This is a genomic window from Mesorhizobium sp. M1A.T.Ca.IN.004.03.1.1, assembly GCF_003997555.1.
In the GTDB taxonomy this organism is placed as follows: Bacteria; Pseudomonadota; Alphaproteobacteria; order Rhizobiales; family Rhizobiaceae; genus Mesorhizobium.
In genome coordinates, this window is the sequence record NZ_RZTV01000788.1 from 1 (window position 1) to 249 (window position 249).

Here is a 249-nt window from a genome sequence, read left to right on the forward strand (position 1 = left end):
GGATCGAAGGCGCGAAGATCATTATTGTTGGCGGCAGTTCCGGCATGGGACTGGCGCTTGCTGCACGCTTACTTGAGGAGGGAGCGTCGGTGACGATCGCGGGACGTAGCGCCGACAGGCTTGCGGCGGCGCGGCGCGATCTCGGCGATCACCCTGGATTGGCGACGCTTGCCGTCGATATATCGCGAGAGGAAGAGGTAGCGGCGCTTTTCCGCAATAGCGATCCCGTTGACCATATCGTCAGCACCG

The 249-nt window shown here is 62.2% G+C and carries 1 protein-coding gene; it reads left to right on the top strand.

The genetic code is table 11. From position 1 onward, the window contains the following. Positions 1 to 2: 2 nt before the first annotated feature. Positions 3 to 249 (top strand): SDR family NAD(P)-dependent oxidoreductase (locus EOD29_RS33810; protein ID WP_245475522.1); only part of this gene is annotated, 247 nt, incomplete at its 3' end.